16 protein-coding genes are annotated in these 14,826 nt (G+C 73.6%); 11 read left to right on the plus strand and 5 right to left on the minus strand.

What is annotated here, in order from left to right:
• Positions 1 to 3: 3 nt before the first annotated feature.
• A complete protein-coding gene (locus ACA514_RS31940) occupies positions 4 to 465 on the minus strand; it encodes a MarR family winged helix-turn-helix transcriptional regulator (RefSeq protein ID WP_375044988.1) in 462 nt (153 codons plus the stop codon).
• 87 nt (positions 466 to 552) lie between these two features.
• Here ACA514_RS31940 and ACA514_RS31945 point away from each other — a divergent pair, with 87 nt between their 5' ends.
• The 4 genes from ACA514_RS31945 to ACA514_RS31960 all read left to right on the plus strand — a co-directional run bounded on the left by ACA514_RS31945 (position 553) and on the right by ACA514_RS31960 (position 3,666).
• Positions 553 to 1,188, plus strand: a complete 636-nt coding sequence (locus ACA514_RS31945) for an MBL fold metallo-hydrolase (protein ID WP_375044989.1) — start codon at positions 553 to 555, stop codon at positions 1,186 to 1,188.
• Positions 1,189 to 1,322: 134 nt separating this feature from the next.
• The gene (locus ACA514_RS31950; protein WP_375044990.1) at positions 1,323 to 2,609 is read left to right on the plus strand and encodes a PQQ-binding-like beta-propeller repeat protein; all 1,287 of its coding nucleotides are present in this window, start codon (positions 1,323 to 1,325) and stop codon (positions 2,607 to 2,609) included.
• A 13-nt stretch (positions 2,610 to 2,622) separates the two neighbouring features.
• Complete coding sequence (locus ACA514_RS31955) at positions 2,623 to 3,042, plus strand: acyl-CoA thioesterase (protein ID WP_375045055.1); 420 nt, start codon at positions 2,623 to 2,625, stop codon at positions 3,040 to 3,042.
• 183 nt (positions 3,043 to 3,225) lie between these two features.
• Positions 3,226 to 3,666, plus strand: a complete 441-nt coding sequence (locus tag ACA514_RS31960; RefSeq protein WP_375044991.1) for a DUF732 domain-containing protein — start codon at positions 3,226 to 3,228, stop codon at positions 3,664 to 3,666.
• Between the two features lie 25 nt (positions 3,667 to 3,691).
• On the opposite strand, the gene ACA514_RS31965 is transcribed toward ACA514_RS31960, so the two are convergent.
• Positions 3,692 to 4,084 (minus strand): winged helix-turn-helix transcriptional regulator, encoded by a 393-nt coding sequence (locus ACA514_RS31965; protein WP_375044992.1) that lies wholly within the window; start codon positions 4,082 to 4,084, stop codon positions 3,692 to 3,694.
• Between the two features lie 82 nt (positions 4,085 to 4,166).
• Between ACA514_RS31965 and ACA514_RS31970 the strand changes: the two genes are divergently transcribed.
• Positions 4,167 to 4,880, plus strand: a complete 714-nt coding sequence (locus tag ACA514_RS31970) for an SDR family oxidoreductase (protein WP_375044993.1) — start codon at positions 4,167 to 4,169, stop codon at positions 4,878 to 4,880.
• Between the two features lie 7 nt (positions 4,881 to 4,887).
• Here the strand turns inward: ACA514_RS31970 and ACA514_RS31975 are convergent, their stop codons facing one another.
• Positions 4,888 to 5,619 (minus strand): PaaX family transcriptional regulator C-terminal domain-containing protein, encoded by a 732-nt coding sequence (locus ACA514_RS31975; protein ID WP_375044994.1) that lies wholly within the window; start codon positions 5,617 to 5,619, stop codon positions 4,888 to 4,890.
• Between the two features lie 110 nt (positions 5,620 to 5,729).
• Between ACA514_RS31975 and ACA514_RS31980 the strand changes: the two genes are divergently transcribed.
• Genes ACA514_RS31980 through ACA514_RS31995 form a run of 4 tightly spaced genes read left to right on the plus strand, consistent with a single transcriptional unit; the run spans position 5,730 to position 10,738 of the window.
• Positions 5,730 to 7,496, plus strand: a complete 1,767-nt coding sequence (locus tag ACA514_RS31980; RefSeq protein ID WP_375044995.1) for an acyl-CoA dehydrogenase family protein — start codon at positions 5,730 to 5,732, stop codon at positions 7,494 to 7,496.
• A 1-nt stretch (position 7,497) separates the two neighbouring features.
• Positions 7,498 to 8,322: a crotonase/enoyl-CoA hydratase family protein gene (locus ACA514_RS31985; protein WP_375044996.1), complete on the plus strand. Its 825-nt coding sequence runs from the start codon at positions 7,498 to 7,500 to the stop codon at positions 8,320 to 8,322.
• A gap of 60 nt (positions 8,323 to 8,382) precedes the next feature.
• Positions 8,383 to 9,630, plus strand: a complete 1,248-nt coding sequence (locus ACA514_RS31990) for a cytochrome P450 (RefSeq protein WP_375044997.1) — start codon at positions 8,383 to 8,385, stop codon at positions 9,628 to 9,630.
• A gap of 13 nt (positions 9,631 to 9,643) precedes the next feature.
• Positions 9,644 to 10,738: an NAD(P)-dependent alcohol dehydrogenase gene (locus ACA514_RS31995; RefSeq protein WP_375044998.1), complete on the plus strand. Its 1,095-nt coding sequence runs from the start codon at positions 9,644 to 9,646 to the stop codon at positions 10,736 to 10,738.
• Here the strand turns inward: ACA514_RS31995 and ACA514_RS32000 are convergent.
• Complete coding sequence (locus ACA514_RS32000) at positions 10,735 to 11,667, minus strand: NAD(P)-dependent oxidoreductase (RefSeq protein WP_375044999.1); 933 nt, start codon at positions 11,665 to 11,667, stop codon at positions 10,735 to 10,737. The genes ACA514_RS31995 and ACA514_RS32000 overlap by 4 nt on opposite strands.
• 114 nt (positions 11,668 to 11,781) lie before the next feature.
• On the opposite strand from ACA514_RS32000, the gene ACA514_RS32005 reads away from it, so the two are divergent.
• Positions 11,782 to 12,792, plus strand: a complete 1,011-nt coding sequence (locus ACA514_RS32005; RefSeq protein ID WP_375045000.1) for a nitronate monooxygenase — start codon at positions 11,782 to 11,784, stop codon at positions 12,790 to 12,792.
• Positions 12,793 to 12,811: 19 nt separating this feature from the next.
• Here ACA514_RS32005 and ACA514_RS32010 read toward each other — a convergent pair whose 3' ends face one another.
• The gene (locus ACA514_RS32010) at positions 12,812 to 13,804 is read right to left on the minus strand and encodes a helix-turn-helix domain-containing protein (RefSeq protein ID WP_375045001.1); all 993 of its coding nucleotides are present in this window, start codon (positions 13,802 to 13,804) and stop codon (positions 12,812 to 12,814) included.
• Between the two features lie 377 nt (positions 13,805 to 14,181).
• Here ACA514_RS32010 and ACA514_RS32015 point away from each other — a divergent pair, with 377 nt between their 5' ends.
• Complete coding sequence (locus ACA514_RS32015) at positions 14,182 to 14,766, plus strand: hypothetical protein (protein ID WP_375045002.1); 585 nt, start codon at positions 14,182 to 14,184, stop codon at positions 14,764 to 14,766.
• Positions 14,767 to 14,826: the final 60 nt, after the last annotated feature.

Raw genomic sequence — 14,826 nt, forward strand, 5'->3', positions numbered from 1 at the left:
CTTCTACTCGGAGCGTCGTCCTCGGGGCGGGTCCGGCGGGGGATCGGCGTGGGCGGTCAGGCGGTCGAGGAGGGCGGGGAGTTCGGCCAGGCGGTCCTGTTCGGCGGGGGTCAGGGTGGCGGCGATCGCGGTGGCGAGCCAGTCGCGGCGGGCCTCGCGGTCGCGGTCGAGGGCGGCCCGGCCTTCGGGGGTGAGGGCGATGACGACGCCGCGGGCGTCACGCGGGTTGGCGTCGCGGCGGGCGTAGCCGAGGTCTTCGAGGTCCTTCACGGTGCGGCTCTGGCTCTGGTGGCGGACGCCGCGCCGCTGGGCGAGGAGGGCGATGCTCGCCTCGCCTTCGCGGTCGAGGAGGCCGAGCGTCTGGGCGAGCGGGGGCGGCAGCGAGTCGGCTCGGGCGCGGGTCGTGCGGACGAGGCCGGCGATGGACGTCCGCAGCCGTTCGGCGAGGTGGTCGTGGTTCGTCATGGGGTCCTCCGGGGGCGTCCGCGATCATTGTACACAGCAAAGGTGTACAGTTATGGCTGTACACCTTTGCTGTGGAAGGAAGAGGTCATGCAACTGACCAAGCACGCCCACGCCTGCGTCGTCCTGGAGAAGGAGGACACGACGATCGTGCTGGACCCCGGCACGTTCACGCCGGACGCGGAGTCCGCCGTCGCCGCCGCGGACGCCGTCCTGATCACGCACGAGCACTTCGACCACTTCGATGACGCCCTGCTCGGCGCGGCCCTGGAGAAGCAGCCCGACCTGCACGTCTACGGTCCGGCGGCGGTGCGGGAGAAGCTGGGCGACCATGGCGGGCGGGTCCGGGCCGTCGCCGGCGGCGACGCGCTGGCCATCGGCGACTTCGCCGTGACCGTGCACGGCGAGCAGCACGCGCTGATCCATCCGGACATCCCGCTCGTGGACAACACCGGCTACCTGATCGACGGCCGGGTGTACCACCCGGGCGACGCCTACCACGTGCCGGACGTCCCGATCGAGACGCTGCTGCTGCCCACCAGCGGGCCGTGGACCAAGCTGGGGGACGCGGTCGACTACGTCCGGGGCGTCCGTCCGACGCGGCTGCTGCAGATCCACGAGCTGATGCTCAGCGACCTCGGGCAGAACTCCGCCGCCATGTTCCTGGAGGGCCTGACCGGCCTCACGATGTCCCTCCTCGCGCCGGGGAACAGCATCGAACTCTGAGCGCGACCGGAACCCGGCATGCCCGCCCCGCGTTCTGCCCGGTAACCGAGGCCGGCGAGCCGCCGCGGGCCTATCCTCCCCTTCGGCGGCCGTGCTCAGGGGGTGCGGGCCGACGATCCTTCGGAGGAGACGGCATGGTCGTGGCGCACTACGGGGACGACGGACGGACCGGCGCGTACGGGGTGTCCGGTCTCCCTGAGGCGCCGCGGGCGTCCCGGCTCGCCCGGACGGCGGCGCCGGTGCTCTGCCCGCCGGTCCTCGCCGGCGGCGCGCTGGTCGTCGCGGACATCGCCGGCACGGTGTACGCGTTCGACGCGAGCACCGGTGAGACGCGCTGGCGCGTGCCCGGCGAGAACGCCGAACTCTGGGTGCGGGACGAGAACGGCGAGTGGCCGGACGTCCTCACCATGGCGGTGGCGGTGTGGCGCGACCGGGTGTTCGTGGCCGGGACCGAGGACGGGACGTTCGAGTACTACGCCGACTTCAGCCGGAAGGTCGGGATCCACGACCTCGCGACGGGAGAGCTCACCGGAACCGTACCGGGAGGCGGGTATCCGGTCGTGGTCGGCGACACCCTCCTGCTGTACGGCCTCAACTCCGGGATCAGGGCGTTCGGCCTGCCTGACCTGGCTCCGCTCTGGCACGCGGCGGGCGCGACCGGGCGCGTCCAGACCGTTCCGGCGGTCGGCCCCGACGGCTCCGTCCACGTCCCGGGCGGCTTCGAGATCGAGCACGTCCACGGCGGCGTGATGCGCCTGGACTTGCGGACCGGCCAGGTCACCGACCTCGACTGGAACCTGGACGTCGACCCCGACGAGATGGACGACGATTTCGACGGCCTGGACGGCGAGTACGAAGGCCGGGACGTGACCAGGGCCGTGCACGCCGTGGTCGCCGGCGGCCTGGTGTGGATGCCGGTCGACCGGGGGCCGCATCCGTACGACGGGGCGATCACCGGCCAGGATCCGCGCACCGGGGAGATCCGCTGGAGCCACCGGATGCCGGAGACTTCGGCCGGCGCGGTGGCGGTGGCGGACGGGACGGTGTTCGTCGCGGTGAACCGCCGGGGCGGCGGCGGCCGAGGCGAGCCTTCGTTCGCCAAGGCGGTGACCGCCATCGACATCGCCGGGCGGGGCGTCCGGTGGACGCGTCCGCTGCCCGGTACCGGCGCGGGCACCCCCGTCCTCGCGGGCGGGGTCGTCTACATGGCCCTGCGGGAGGGCCGGGTGATCGCGCTCGACGCGGCGTCCGGGGACGTCCGGTGGGAGTTCGACCTGGGGGAGCCGATTCCCGGCAAGGAGGAGATGGGGTACTTCGACGAGGAGTGCGCCTACGAGGAGGACGCGCAGGTGATCGTCCCGGGCGACGGCGTCCTGTACGTGCGCACCGCGACCGGCGTCGCGGCCCTGACCGGTCCCTAGACTGGCGCGCGTGATGAGCGACTACCCGCACCAGGTCAGCGTGCCGACGCGCTGGAAGGACAACGACGTCTACGGGCACGTCAACAACGCCGTGCACTACTCGCTGATGGACACCGCGATCAACGAGTGGATGATCACCAAGGCGGGGTTCGCGCCGCTGGACGCGCCGTCCATCGCGCTGTGCGTGGAGTCGCACTGCCACTACAAGGCCGAGGTGGCCTTCCCGGACACGATCCGGCTCGGCCTGCGGATCGGCAAACTGGGCAACTCCAGCGTCCGCTGGGAGATCGGGATGTACCGGGCGTCGGACGACGTGCTCATCGCCGAGGGCCACTTCGTGCACGTGTTCGTCGACCGGGAGACCCGCCGGCCGGTGCCGATCGCCGGCCCGATGCGCGCCGAAATGAGCAAGCTGGTGGTCACTCCCGGTTGAGCACCGCCCGCGTCCGTTCCCGCAGTTGAAAGGCCGGGCAGGTGTTGCTTTCGAGTCATGGGCCGACCACTGTGACGGAACGCACCCCGCGCGTAGCCTGGGAAGAGTTGGGCCTCGCCCAGCGCGAGGGGATGGGCGGGACCCGTCGCACTGCCCCCTCGCAACGGCCCAACGGAGCACGACATGAAGAAATTCGTCGTAGCGGCAGTGGCCACAGTGGCGGCGGTGATCGTGATCGTCGCCGGCGTCGTCGCGTACGTCGCGGTGAACAACGGCGGCTCGCACACGGCGGGCCGGGCCGCCCACTCCGCGCCGGCGGCCACGCCGTCCGCATCCCACAAGGCGGCCAAGCCGCGGCCGACCGTCACCGTCACCCGGCCCGCGCCGCAGCACACCACGGTGGTCCCGCCGCCGGCTCCCACCAGTGACGAGGACGCGAACTTCCTCGCGCTGATCGCCTCGGACGGCATCAAGGCCCCGGACGACTGGGCGATCAACGCCGGCCATGTGACCTGCGGGGAGGACTACTCCACCGCCTACGCCTATCTGACGGACGGCGGCATCTACCCGTACCACGTCCAGACCTTCCTGGACGACTGGACGGCGACCCACACCGGCTGCTGACCGGGGTCCGCCGGGCGGGCGGAGCCTAGGAGGCGCCGCCGACGGCCTTGGGCGCCGCCTTCCGGCCGCCGGTCGCGTCGTAGGTGCGCTGGGCCTCGATGATCTCGGCGGCGTTGTCGCGGATCCAGCCGGTGAGCGTGCGCAGGGACGCGGTGATGCCGCGTCCGAGCGGCGTCAGGCCGTAGGTGACGGACGGGGGGACGGTCGGCTCCACCGTCCGGACGATCAGGCCGTCCCGCTGGAGCGTCCGCAGCGTCTGGGACAGCATCTTCTCGCTGACCCCCTCGATCCGGTTCCGCAGTTCGAAGAACCGCAGGTCGGAAGCGTCCAGCGAGGTCAGGACGAGGACGCCCCAGCGGCGCGCCACGTGGTCGAGCACCATGCGCGCGGGACAGTCCCGCCGGAAGACGTCGTCCACCAGGGCACCTACCTTCTCTTCCAGGGCTTACGCCGAGGTATGTACTTTCGAAAGGTTAGTCCAGGCCTCTAGCGTGGCGGCCATGGAACCAGTCGCACTCGTCACCGGCGGCGGCCGGGGCATCGGCGCCGCCACGGCCCGGGAGCTCGCCCGGCGCGGATACCGCGTCGTCGTCAACTACCACCGCGACCGGGAGGCCGCCGAGCGCGTCGCCGCGGAGACCGGCGGGACCGCCGTGCGCGCGGACGTCCGCGACCCGGACGACGTGGCGCGGCTCGTCGCCGCCTGCGGGCCGGTGGACGCCCTGGTGTGCAACGCCAACATCACCCCGCCGTTCGGCCCCGTCCGGTCGATGCCGTGGGAGACGTTCATGGGCAAGGTGCACGACGAGCTGGCCGCCGTCTACCACGTCACCTGGGCCGTCCTCGAACGCATGCCGGAGCGCGGGCGGATCGTGTACGTGTCCAGTCTCAGCGCCGATTTCACCCGTCCGGGGGCGGCCGCCCATGCCACCGCGAAGGCCGCACTCGACGTGTTCGCCCGCTATGTGGCGGCCGAGGCGAGCCCGGTGACGGCCAACGTGGTGGCGCCGGGCGCGGTGCGCACCGAGGGGTCCGCCGCCGCGCGGACGCCGGAGCTGGAGGCGTCGCTGGCCGGGCGCTCCGTCCTCGGCCGGCTGGTCGAGCCGGACGACGTCGCGGCGGTGATCGCCGCGGTGGTGGACGGGTCGCTGCCCGCGGTGGCCGGTGCCCGCATCCCGGTGGACGCCGGGTTCCGCGTCCTGACCGCGCCGTGAGCCGGCTCTAGGTGAGGACTTCGCTGGTCAGGAGGTCGGCGAAGTCCTTCTCGAAGCGTTCGTAGGCGGCGCGGAGGGCGGGGCCCGGCCAGTCGGGCGGCAGCAGGCCGGGGGGGAGGAGCGGGTCGTCCAGCAGGTGGCGCAGGGCGGCGGCGGCGAGCGTGAAGCGCTCGGCGATCGTGCCGGCCTCCGCGATGGACGCGCGCAGGGCGCGGGCCGTGGCCGTCCAGCCGTCGAGGTCCCAGAGGGTCCGGGCGAGGGCGGCGGGGTCGGCCTCCGGGCGGCCGTCGAGGAAGGTGCACTGCCGGACGACCGTCTCGGGGCGCGGCCGGACGAGGTTGGCGGGCCGCAGCCAGGTGCCCTCGCGCAGTTCGGCGAGGCGGAGCGCGGACATCGCCTGGCGGAGCGCGGCGCGGTCGGCGGCCGGGCGGCGCTCGGCGGTGATCACGGCGATCTCCCAGGAGCCGTCCCAGGGGCGGGTGCGGGGGCGGCGCGACTCGTCCTGCCGGGCCTGGCGCCGCAGGAGCCGGTCGGTGAGGGCGTAGGTGCCGTCGGACTGGACGAGGTCGCCGGAGGTGACCATGCGGGAGAGGGCGACCCGGATGGTCCCCTCGGCGATGCCGAACAGGTCGCCGGCGCGGACCAGGTAGCGGGCGGGGAGCCGGGGCGGGTGGACGCCCAGCAGGGTGCTCAGCACGACCGAGCGGGCGGTGAGGGGGCGGATCTCCAGCGTGTCCATGGCTGTTCGGGACTTTATCCGGTGCGGCCCGGCGGGACGCGCGGTCCGGTGCGGCGGGCGGTGAGATTACAGCCTTCCATCGCGTGAAACAGAAGTGTAACGTCCGGGGCATGGCCTCCTACCTGACCGAGCCGTTCGACCGGCTCCCGTTCGGCGGCGCGGACAAGGCCCGCCGGTACGCGACGGAGCGCTACCAGGGGGCCGCGGGCCTCAACTGGTACGACTGCGACCCGACGCTGCGGTTCCTGATGCGGCGCCACCTCGGGGACGGGTTCGGCTGGGCCGAGCCCCGGCTGCGCGAGCTCGGCGCCCTGATGGGCGGGCCGGTGAACGCGTGGGCGGAGCAGACCGACCGGAACCCGCCGCGGCTGGAGAAGTACGACCGGTGGGGGCGCGACGTCAGCGAGGTCGTGATGCCGGCGTCGTTCGAGGCGGCGCGGCGGGAACTGGTCGCCACCTCGTTCACCCGTCCGGACTTCGTCGCCGAGGCCAGGGCGAACGGCGTCGACCCGGCGCCGATGGCGGTCGCCTGGAGCTACCTGCTCGACCAGGCCGACATCGGCATGGCGTGCGCGCTCGGCACCGGCGGGGACATGGTCGTCGGCCTCACCGAGATGTTCGCGCCCGACGACGTGAAGGCGCGCGTCCGGGAGATCTTCGCGGCCGGGGAGTTCTCCGGCGAGGCGGCGCAACTGCTCACCGAGCGGTCGGGCGGCTCCGACCTCGGCGCGCTGGAGTCGACGGCGGCCCGGGACGGCGACGCGTGGCGGCTGAACGGCCTGAAGTGGTTCGCCTCGAACGCCAACGGCTCGGCGTTCGTCGTCCTCGCGAAGTCGGAGGGCGGCCCGGACGGGGTGCGCGGCATCGCGCCGTTCCTGGTGCTGCGGGAGCGGCGGGACGGGTCGCGCAACGGCGTCCGGATCCGCCGGCTGAAGGACAAGCTCGGGACGCGGTCGGTGGCGTCCGCGGAGATCGAGTTCACCGACGCGGAGGCGTTCCTGCTGGCCCCGGCGTCCAGCTCGGGCCAGGGCGGCGACGGCAAGGGCCTCGCGCGGATGATGGAGCTGACGAACGGCGCCCGGCTCGGCATCTCGATGATGGGCGTCGGCTGCGCGCGCCGCTCGCTGGTCGAGTCGCTCTGCTACACGCGGGTCCGCGAGGCCTTCGGGGCGCCCCTCGCCGAGCAGCCGCTGATGCGCCGCAAGCTCGCCGAGATGATCGTGGAGACCGAGGCCGCCCAGGCGCTGGTCTTCGACGGCTACCTGGGCAGGCCGCGGCTGCGCATCGGCGCCGCGCTGATCAAGCTGCGGGCCGCGCGGCTCGGCGTGACGTCCGCGAGCGACGCCATCGAGATCCACGGCGGCAACGGCTACATCGAGCAGTGGCCGGTCGCGCGCATCCTGCGGGACGCGCAGGTCAACCCCATCTGGGAGGGCGGCGACAACATCCTGTGCCTGGACGTCCGGCGCGCCATCGAGCGGCAGGACGCGCACGAGCCGTTCCTCGACCGGCTCACCGCGGCCGTCCGGAACGCGCCGGACGGCGACGACGCGACCGCCGAGCTGGTGAACGAGCGGATCGGGCACGTCCGCGAGGCCGTCGAAACGTGGCGCGGCCTGGACCGGGCGACGGCGGAGGCACGGCTGTTCCCCCTCGCCCAGTACATGGCGGACGTGTACGCGGCGGCGCTGCTGCTGGAGCAGGCGAGCTGGGAGCGCGCCGATTCGGGCGCCGACCGCAAGGCGCTCGTCGCGCGGCTCTACGCTCGGAGGCACCTGGCCGACGCGGGCCCGCTGCGCGCGATCGACGCGCCGGCCGAGGACCTCGAACGGTTCAAGGACCTGGCGGACGGCGCGTTCGTCCACGTTGGGGAGTGAGATGCCGGACTCTGTACCTCGCGGGGGCACGACCCCCCACACCCCCCGGTCCGCTTCGCCCGTCCGCAGCGAGCGCCGCGGACCCGTCACGACGGTGATCATCTCCCGCCCCGAGGTGCGCAACGCCGTGGACGGGGCGACGGCGCGCGGGCTCGCGGCGGCGTTCCGGGCGTTCGACGCCGACCCGGACGCGAGCGTCGCCGTCCTGTGGGGCGAGGGCGGGACGTTCTGCGCGGGCGCCGACCTGAAGTCGATCGGCACGCCGGACAGCCCGCGCGTCGACGCCCCGCCCGCCGACGGCCCGCTCGGCTGCACCCGGATGCGGCTGTCGAAGCCGGTGATCGCGGCGGTCGCCGGGCACGCGGTCGCCGGCGGCCTGGAGCTGGCGCTCTGGTGCGACCTGCGGGTGGCCGAGGAGGACGCGACGTTCGGCGTGTACTGCCGCCGCTGGGGCGTCCCGCTGGTGGACGGCGGGACGTTCCGGCTGCCCCGGCTGATCGGGACGAGCCGCGCCATGGACCTGATCCTGACCGGCCGTCCCGTCGCCGCGCGCGAGGCGTTCGACATCGGCCTGGCGAACCGGCTCGTCCCGCCGGGGACGTCGCGGGAGGCGGCCGAGGAGCTGGCGGCGGAGATCGCCCGCTTCCCGCAGGCGTGCCTGCGCAACGACCGCATGTCCGTCCTGGACGCGGAGGGCCTCCCGGAGGAGGAGGCGCTCGCCGTCGAGTACCGCCACGGCCTCGGCTCCCTCGCCGACGCCCTCAACGGCGCCGGGAGGTTCGCCGCCGGCCACGGCCGCCACGGTGATTTCACCGACCTGGGCTGACGGCGCCCGGCTGTAACTCGGTGCTTACCTTGGCGGGGGCGGGGCCCTAAGCTCGGCTCCATGACCCTGAGCGTGGACGAGGCGGGCCGGGCGCTCGCCGATCCGAAGGCGTACGCCGACGAAGCGCGGCTGCACGGGGCGCTCGCCCTGCTGCGGCGCGAGTCGCCGGTGCAGTGGGTGGAGGCGCCCGGCTACACCCCCTTCTGGGCGGTCACGAAGCACGCGGACGTGCTGGAGATCGAGCGCAACCACGAGATCTTCCTGAACGCGCCCCGCCCGCTGCTCGGCACCGCCGAGTTCGACGAGCTGAACCGGCAGCGGGCGGAGCAGGGCATCGCGCTGCGCACGCTGATCCACATGGACGACCCCGACCACCGGGTCATCCGGGCCATCGGCGCGGACTGGTTCCGGCCGCGCGCGATGCGGGCGCTCGAACCGCGGGTGAAGGAGCTGGCGAAGCGGTACGTCGACCGGATGGTCGAGTTCGGCGGCGAATGCGACTTCGCGCGGCAGGTCGCGGTGCACTTCCCGCTGTACGTGATCCTGTCGCTGCTGGGCCTGCCCGAAAGCGACTTCGACCGGATGCTCAAGCTGACGCAGGAGCTCTTCGGCGGGGACGACGACGAACTGCAGCGCGGCCAGTCCAACGAGGAGAAGCTCCAGGTCCTGCTGGACTTCTTCGCCTACTTCCAGAGCCTGACCGACGAGCGCCGCAAGCACCCGACCGACGACCTCGCGTCCGCCATCGCGAACGCGCGGATCGACGGCGAGCCGCTCAACGACTTCGACACCGCCTCGTACTACGTCATCATCGCCACGGCCGGGCACGACACGACGAGCGCGACGATCGCGGGCGGCCTGCAGGCCCTCATCGAGCACCCCGACCAGCGCGAACGGCTCACGAAGAACCCCGGACTGATGCCCCTCGCCGTGGACGAGATGATCCGCTGGGTCACCCCGGTCAAGGAGTTCATGCGGACCGCGACCCGCGACCACGACCTGCGCGGCGTCACGATCCGCAAGGGCGACGCGGTGCTGCTGTCCTACCCGTCGGCGAACCGGGACGAGGAGGTCTTCGACGAGCCGTTCCGCTTCGACGTGGGGCGCGACCCGAACAAGCACCTCGCGTTCGGCTTCGGCGTGCATTACTGCCTGGGCGCCGCGCTGGCCCGCATCGAGGTCCGCGCGTTCTTCGAGGAACTGCTCCTGCGGCTGGACTCCATCGAGTTCGCGGGCCCGGCGGAGAGCATCGCGACCACGTTCGTCGGCGGCCTCAAGCGGCTGCCCGTCCGCTACTCGCTGGCCTGAGAGGAACGTTCCCGTGCAGATCGACGCCGCGGTGCTGCGCGCCGCAGACGCCCCCTACACGATCGAGCGCGTCGAGCTCGCCGACCCCGGGCCGGGCGAGATCGTCGTCCGGATCGCGGGCGTCGGGATGTGCCACACCGACCTGATCGGGCGGGTGCCGGGCGACCTGGTCGCCAAGCCGGTGATCCTCGGGCACGAGGGGTCCGGGGTGGTCGAGGCGGTCGGGCGGGGCGTCGCCGGCGTCACCCGCGGCGACCATGTGGTCATGTCGTTCGACTCCTGCGGGGCCTGCGCCAACTGCCGCGACGCGGTGCCCGGCGCCTGCCCGCAGATGGCCGCGCTCAACATGATCGCGATCCCGCTGGACGGCACGCCCCGAGCCCTCGACGCCGAGGGGAACGCCGTCAACAACCGGTGGTTCGGGCAGTCGTCGTTCGCGTCCCACGCGCTCGGCACCGTGCAGAACGTCGTGCCGGTGACCAAGGACGTGCCGCTGGAGAAGCTGGGCCCGCTCGGCTGCGGCGTGCAGACCGGCGCCGCGTCCGTGCTGATCTCCCTCGGCGTCCGCGCCGGCGACGGCATCGCGGTGTTCGGCGCGGGCGCGGTCGGGCTCTCCGCGGTGATGGCGGCGCGGGTCGCGGGCGCCACCACCATCGTCGCGGTCGACCTCAACGACGCGCGCCTCGACCTGGCCCGCGAACTCGGCGCGACCCACACGATCAACGGCGCCGACGAGGACATCGCAGGTCGGATCCGGGCGCTGTCGGGCGGCGAGGGCGTGCAGTACTCCTTCGACACGACCGCCGTCCCGTCCGTCGTGTCGGCCGCCGTCGCGTCGCTGCGCACCACCGGCGTCTGCGGCCTCGTCGGCGTCGGCAGCGAGGAGTACCGCCTCGACCCGAACCTGCTGCTGATGGGACGGACGGTCAAGGGCATCATCGAGGGCGACGCCGTCCCGCACACCTTCATCCCGAAGATGATCGACCTGTGGCGGCGCGGCCTGTTCCCCTTCGACCGGCTCATCGCCGAGTACCCGCTCGACCAGATCAACCAGGCCGAGGCGGACGCCGCGTCCGGCAAGGTCGTCAAGCCGGTGCTCATCCCCTAGACGACGCGGTGCAGGAGGTCGCGGCCGGACGCGAGGCGGCGGCAGTTCTCGGCCGCGACCTCGAAGTAGCGGTCCCACGTCTCGCCGGTCAGCCACGCGACGTGCGGCATCACCACGACGTTGCCGAGCGCGAGCAGCGGATCGCCGGAGTCGAGGGGCTCGCGCTCGAACACGTCCAGCCCGGCGCCGCCGAGGTGCCCGGACGCCAGCGCCGCGACCAGCGCGGACTCGTCGATGACCGCGCCCCGCGCGGTGTTCACCACGATCGCGCCGGGCGGCAGCAGCGCGAGCCGCTCGGCGTTCAGCAGGTGGTGCGTCTCGTCGGTCAGCGGGATGTGCACCGACAGCACGTCGCTCGCCCGCAGCAGGTCGTCCAGCTCCCGCCAGGCCGGGTCGTCGCGGCGCGGGCGGCGCGAGGTGTACAGGACGCGGGCGCCGATCGCCTCCAGCATCCCGCGCAGCAGCCCGGCGACCTCGCCGCCGCCGAGCAGGCCGACCGTCCGGCCCTTCAGCTCGCCGCCGACCAGCGACCGGTCGGCGGGCCAGCCCGCGCCGCGCCGCGTCCGCGCGTCGAACGCGACCAGCTTGCGCAGCGCCGCGAGCGCCAGCAGCAGGCTCGTCTCCGCCACGGCCTGCGCGTTGCGTCCCGGCATGTTCGCGACCGCGATGCCGCGCTCCGCGGCGGCGTCCAGGTCGATGGTGTTCACCCCGGTGCCGAGCTTCTGGATCAGCCGCAGCTTCGGCGCCCGGTCCATGTCGTCGCCGGTCAGCGGCCGCAGCACGTGCCAGATGACCTCGGCGTCCGGCAGCAGCCCGGCGAAGCGGGCGTCGTCCTGCTCCGAGCAGCTGACGATGTCCAGGCCGGGCTCGGCGTGGTCCATGTCGTAGTGCAGCAATACCCGCATATCGGCCTCTTCCCTGTCGTTCACGTTCGCTGAATCCGCCGGCCGCGCCGGGCGCTCCCCGGGCTATCTTTCCGAACGCGGCGTCCGAGGGACGCACCGCCGGCGGTTGATCCAACGCGACGCGGAAAGGGGGACCGCATGACGGCACCCTGGCTTCCCGGTCTGCCCATCGTCCAGGCGCCGATGGCGGGCGGCCCGTCCACGCCCGAACTCGCCGCCGCCGTGTCGGACGCCGGCGGGCTCGGCTTCCTCGGCGCCGGCTACAAGACGGCCGGTGCGATGCGCGCGGACATCGACCGGACGCGCGCGCTGACGTCCCGCCCGTTCGGCGTCAACCTGTTCATGCCGTCGCTCGACGAGGTCGACCCCGCCGCCGTGGCCGCCTACCGCGACCTGCTCGCGCCCGAGGCGCGGCGGCTCGGCGTCGAACCCGGCGCCCCGTCCGCCCGCGACGACGCCTACGACGCGAAGATCGCCGATCTGCTGGCCGACCCGCCCGCGTTCGTCAGCTTCACCTTCGGCTGCCCCGGCACGGATGTCGTCCAGGCGTTCCAGGAGCGCGGCACCGTCGTGGTCGTCACCGTGACGACCGCCGAGGAGGCCCGGCGGTCGTCCGCCGCCGACGCGTTGTGCGTGCAGGGCACCGAGGCCGGCGGGCACCGCGGCTCGTTCACCAACACCTTCGACGGCGCGCTCCCGCTCCGCACGCTCCTGCGCGACGTCCTGGCCGTCACCGACCGGCCGGTCATCGCCGCCGGCGGCCTCGGCACACCGGACGACGTCGCCGAGGTCCTCGCGCTCGGCGCCGACGCCGCCCAGCTCGGGACGGTGTTCCTGCGCTGCCCGGAGAGCGGCGCGAGCGCCGTGCACAAGGCCGCGCTCACCGACCCCCGATTCACGTCCACCGCGATGACCAGGGCCTTCAGCGGACGCCCCGCCCGCGGCCTGGTCAACCGCTTCCTGACCGAGCACTCCGGCGACGCGCCCGCCGCGTACCCGGACGTCCACTACGTCACCTCGCCGCTCCGCAAGGCAGCCGCCGCCCAGGGCGACCCGGACGCTGTCAACCTGTGGGCCGGCACCGCCTTCCGCGCCGCCGCCGAGACCCCGGCCGCCGGCCTCGTCGCGCACCTGGCATCCCGCCTCTGACCTGCGCGGACGCGCCGCGTCAGCCGACCGGGTCGTCCCGCAGGTTGCGCGGATGGCAGCCGACATGGCGCCCGTCGCGGATGAGGGCGGCGCGGCGCACGAGGTGGTCGGTCCCGTAGCCGCGGCGTTGCTGGTACGCCCAGTAGGCGGTGCGGGACGGGCCCGTCCACCGCTCGAAGATCATGACCTCGCGGGCGTCGGGTCCGCCGGTCGCGTTGACGACGAGGTCGCCGGGACCGAGCCGGGCGGGCGGGACCCGGTCGCAGTAGGACGCCAGCAGCGCCGCCGAGTTGGGACCCGGCGCCGGCAGCCCCAGCGCCATGGAGGCGTACCCCGAACCGTCGGCCCGGTAGCCCTGGAAGCTGCCCGCCTGGTCGTACGGCACCCGTCCCGGCGCGTGCGGATGCCAGCTCTTCGCGCGCTCGACGACCTCGTGCCGGTAGATCGTGCGGACGGCGGCGGCGCGGGTGGCGTGCGCGGGCGACGCGCCGTGGCGCGCTGAGGGGCCCGGCGCCTCCTGCGCGTTCGTGCGCAGCGTCGTCCCGAGCAGCACGCCGACGGCCCCGCAGGCGAGCGCGCACCCCGCCACGGCGCCGATGAGCACCGTCGGCCTGGCGCGTCTCCGCCGCGGCGGGGCCTCGGGCGGGGGCTCCTCCGTGATCGGCTCCGCCGGGCCGGGCGCGTCCGCGCCGGGTGCGTCGGGCGGCGTCTCCGGCGCGGCCGTCTCGGGCGCGGCCGCCGTCCGGGCCTGGTCGGCGACGTCCCAGAGCGCCTCCAGGCGGGGCCGGTCCCCGCCGCACACCCGCGCCAGCGCCGTGACCGCGGTGCGCGGCGGGAAGGTCTCCCCGCCGAGCCACCGGCTCCACGACGACCTGCTGGCGTGCGTCCGGCGCTCCAGGGACCGCAGATCGTGCCCGGACGCGCTCCTCAGCTCGCGCAGTTCGGTGAGCAGGACGCGCACCGCGTCCGGCAGGTCGTCGGGCAGTGGGGCCGGCGGGCGGCTTCGGCTCATCGGTGCATCCTCCGCAGATCGGACCGCGGGCCCGGCATCGGCCGCGGACAACGCCCAGAACTCTCCGTCGCGGCGGCTCATTATGCCCAGTCCGGCGGCCCGAATGGCCGGAACCGCGATCATCGCCGTGCGCTTTCGGATGGGCACCAAGGGTGATCGGCGATGGTGTCCCGCGGGCGCCGGGATGTCCCGTCCACGTCCCGGCAGGAGCGATGTCCCTGCTGGTCAGAGGCCTGAGCCTGTCTCTTTGTCCCGACCTCGCCGCCGGGTCTGCACAACGCCGGAAAGCGTTCCCTAGCGTCTGCCGGGTCGATCGACGAATCCCTCATGGCGTCCCTCGCGGACGCAATTCAACGACCATTCACGGAGGTTCACCAATGGCTTCCCCTCGGGCCGTCCTCATCGGAGCCGGCTCCTTCGCGCTCGCCGCCGGCACCGCCGCCGGGCTGATCGGGCTCACGTCCCCCGCCGAGCACTCCGCCGCGCCGCAGGGCGCGCAGATGCAGGCCGACACCGGCCGGACCGTCGCGGTGGCGGCCGTCCCGAAGGTCACCCGCGCTCAGGTCATCGCGCGGGCCAAGACCTGGCACCCGCACACGAGCAGCCGCGTCCCCTACAGCCAGAGCAAGACCCACGGCGGCTACCGCACCGACTGCTCGGGCTACGCGTCGATGACCCTGCGGCTGCCCAAGCCCGGCCCGAACACGGTCGGCCTCGCGTCCTCGACCTACAGCAAGCGCATCACCATGTCGCAGCTCAAGACGGGCGACCTGGTGATCGACGCGATCGGCAGCAACACCACCCGGCACGTCGTCATCTTCGAGAAGTGGACGAGCAGCAAGCACACGGCCTACTGGGCCTACGAGCAGCGCGGGCACTACGGCACGGACCACCGCACCCGCACCTACGGCCTGGCCAAGGGCAGCCAGTACAAGGCGTACCGCCCCAAGAACATCACCTGATCCGCCGCAGGACAGGCCCGGCCGGACCCGCCTCCGGCCGGGCCTCCCGGCGTCGATTCC

Source organism: Actinomadura sp. NTSP31, assembly GCF_041951385.1.
In the GTDB taxonomy this organism is placed as follows: domain Bacteria; phylum Actinomycetota; class Actinomycetes; order Streptosporangiales; family Streptosporangiaceae; genus Spirillospora; species Spirillospora napierensis.

What these genes read in the sequence shown, in the direction of transcription:
- ACA514_RS31940 (WP_375044988.1), bottom strand. Translation starts at nt 465, where the DNA reads ATGACGAACCACGACCACCTCGCCGAACGGCTGCGGACGTCCATCGCC.
- ACA514_RS31945 (WP_375044989.1), top strand. Translation starts at nt 553, where the DNA reads ATGCAACTGACCAAGCACGCCCACGCCTGCGTCGTCCTGGAGAAGGAG.
- ACA514_RS31950 (WP_375044990.1), top strand. Translation starts at nt 1,323, where the DNA reads ATGGTCGTGGCGCACTACGGGGACGACGGACGGACCGGCGCGTACGGG.
- ACA514_RS31955 (WP_375045055.1), top strand. Translation starts at nt 2,623, where the DNA reads ATGAGCGACTACCCGCACCAGGTCAGCGTGCCGACGCGCTGGAAGGAC.
- ACA514_RS31960 (WP_375044991.1), top strand. Translation starts at nt 3,226, where the DNA reads ATGAAGAAATTCGTCGTAGCGGCAGTGGCCACAGTGGCGGCGGTGATC.
- ACA514_RS31970 (WP_375044993.1), top strand. Translation starts at nt 4,167, where the DNA reads ATGGAACCAGTCGCACTCGTCACCGGCGGCGGCCGGGGCATCGGCGCC.
- ACA514_RS31975 (WP_375044994.1), bottom strand. Translation starts at nt 5,619, where the DNA reads ATGGACACGCTGGAGATCCGCCCCCTCACCGCCCGCTCGGTCGTGCTG.
- ACA514_RS31980 (WP_375044995.1), top strand. Translation starts at nt 5,730, where the DNA reads ATGGCCTCCTACCTGACCGAGCCGTTCGACCGGCTCCCGTTCGGCGGC.
- ACA514_RS31985 (WP_375044996.1), top strand. Translation starts at nt 7,498, where the DNA reads ATGCCGGACTCTGTACCTCGCGGGGGCACGACCCCCCACACCCCCCGG.
- ACA514_RS31990 (WP_375044997.1), top strand. Translation starts at nt 8,383, where the DNA reads ATGACCCTGAGCGTGGACGAGGCGGGCCGGGCGCTCGCCGATCCGAAG.
- ACA514_RS32005 (WP_375045000.1), top strand. Translation starts at nt 11,782, where the DNA reads ATGACGGCACCCTGGCTTCCCGGTCTGCCCATCGTCCAGGCGCCGATG.
- ACA514_RS32010 (WP_375045001.1), bottom strand. Translation starts at nt 13,804, where the DNA reads ATGAGCCGAAGCCGCCCGCCGGCCCCACTGCCCGACGACCTGCCGGAC.
- ACA514_RS32015 (WP_375045002.1), top strand. Translation starts at nt 14,182, where the DNA reads ATGGCTTCCCCTCGGGCCGTCCTCATCGGAGCCGGCTCCTTCGCGCTC.